A 1,913-nucleotide genomic window follows, 5' to 3' on the forward strand; every position below is an offset into this window, starting at 1 on the left:
GGCATGATCCGGATCAGGCCTTCGGCGAAGCCCATGTACCAGTCGGGCTGGGCGTCGGTTCGCCGTTGTAGGTGGCGTCGTCGAGGACGGCGCTCAGGTCGTCGGTGACGGTCAGTGCGGTGAGGGGCGTGTTCCCGGTGTTGGTGACGTCCACGTGGTAGGTGACGGTGTCGCCGGGGGCGGCCTGGCTCCTGTCCGCGGTCTTGGTGACCCGGTAGCCGGTGTGCTCGGCGACGGTGTTGCGCACGGTGTTGCTGGTGCGGTGCTGTTCGCGGCCGGTCTGGGTGCCGCGGTAGGCGAGGGAGGCGGTGTCGTCGAGCCTGGTGCCCGGCGCGAGGCCGGCGTCGACCTTGGCCCGGAAGGAGACGGTGGTCTCGGCGCCCGGTGCGAGGTCGGCGGTGGGGCAGCTGACGTTGCGTCCGGTGGCGGTGCAGCCGGTGCCGGAACCGTCGACGTAACTGGTGCCCTGGGGCAGCACGTCGGTCAGGGTGACGCCGCTGGCGGTGTCGAGGTCGGCGGTGGTGCCGTCGGGGTGCCGGTTGGCGATGGTGAAGGTGTAGGTGATCTCGGCTCCGGGGTCGACGAGCCCGGGCGGGCTGTTCGTGGTGGTACCGGCCGGGGTGTTGGCCTTGACGACCTGGAGGTCGGGTTCCAGGGCCTCGACGGCGAGCCAGACCGCCTGGGGGTGCAGCGCGTCGCCCTGGCCGGTGACCTTGACCACGGCCTGCTTGCTGCCGGCGGGCAGCTTGCCGGTGACGTCGATCGTCCGGGCGTCGTAGCCGACGTTGTTGACCGTGTTCGGGTTGCGGTCGGTGAGGTTGGTGCCGGTGCCGTCGGGCGCGACCCGGTCGATGCGGCTGGTGAAGGCGTTGTCGGGGGCGGGTCCGGTGGCGGTCGGCATCAGCAGCGGTGTCAGCCGGCCGGCGTCGGGGCCGACTTCCAGGGAGTCCCCGGCGATGGGGGCGTCGCCGTCGCCGACGATGACGCCCATGGTGGCGGCCGGTGCGCGGCCGGCCGGGGTGCGGATGCCGTCGAGGGTCATGGTGACGCTGGGCTCGGGCGGGCGGATGAGCTGGTAGCCGTCCCAGATCTGCAGGTAGCGCAGCGGCTCCTTGGCGTCCTCGTAGGCGACGACCAGGGACCATCCGCCCCAGCAGCCGACGTTCTGGCCGCCGAAGTCGGAGGTGGAGGAGCGGCCCTGACAGGCCTGGATGTCGGCCACGGTGTACTCGCCGGAACCGGCCGCCCGCACCAGGTCGGTGACGTCCTTGACACCCGCGTGGGCGGTGAGCGGGGCCGGGGGCGTGCCGCCGGTCTTCTGGTCGAACCAGTCGTAGGTGTCGGCGGTGAGCCGCTGGTAGCCGGTGGCGCCGGGGACCTTGAACTCGACCTGGTCGGCCTTGGAGGCGTCACCGGAGGTGGACAGCCGCGAGGTTCCGACGGGGTTGGACTGCCAGTACAGCCGGGCGTTGAGCACCTTGGCACCCGGCGGGACGGTCAGGGTGGCCGCGGAGGCGGTGTTGCCGGGGGCCTTGGGGTCGGTCTTGACCCAGTTGACCCGGTTGTTGTTGTAGGCGTTGAGGTCGCAGTCGCTGTCCTCGGGGTCGCAGGAGACCACCGAGTTGGACGCCATCGTGAGGTTGCCGTGCGCCAGCAGATCCAGCGCCGGCTTCGGCCCGATCGGCCGCTGCGCCCCGCTCGTACCGGCCTTCGCCGGCGGTGCCGCGGCGGCGTGCACGGCGAACGGCACGGACGACGCGAGCACGAGCGTCGTGGTGGCGAGAGCCCCGAGTACGGCACGACCGGGCACGCGCCGGGCCCGGGGTCCGGGTATCGGCCGCACCGCGTTCGTGACGGATGGTATGCGGTCGCTCAAGGTAGGTCTCCTGGGAGTGCTTGAGGGTACGGGAGGG

1 protein-coding gene is annotated in these 1,913 nt (G+C 71.9%); it reads right to left on the reverse strand.

Annotated elements, in window-relative coordinates; translation table 11 throughout:
* Nucleotides 1–13 precede the first annotated feature (13 nt).
* Nucleotides 14–1,765 (reverse strand): hypothetical protein, encoded by a 1,752-nt coding sequence (locus ACIQOV_RS39550; RefSeq protein ID WP_401055741.1) that lies wholly within the window; start codon nucleotides 1,763–1,765, stop codon nucleotides 14–16.
* Between the last annotated feature and the right edge of the window lie 148 nt (nucleotides 1,766–1,913).

Origin of the sequence: Kitasatospora sp. NPDC091257 (genome assembly GCF_044757675.1) — a bacterium.
Classification (GTDB): Bacteria; Actinomycetota; Actinomycetes; order Streptomycetales; family Streptomycetaceae; genus Kitasatospora; species Kitasatospora lactacystinica.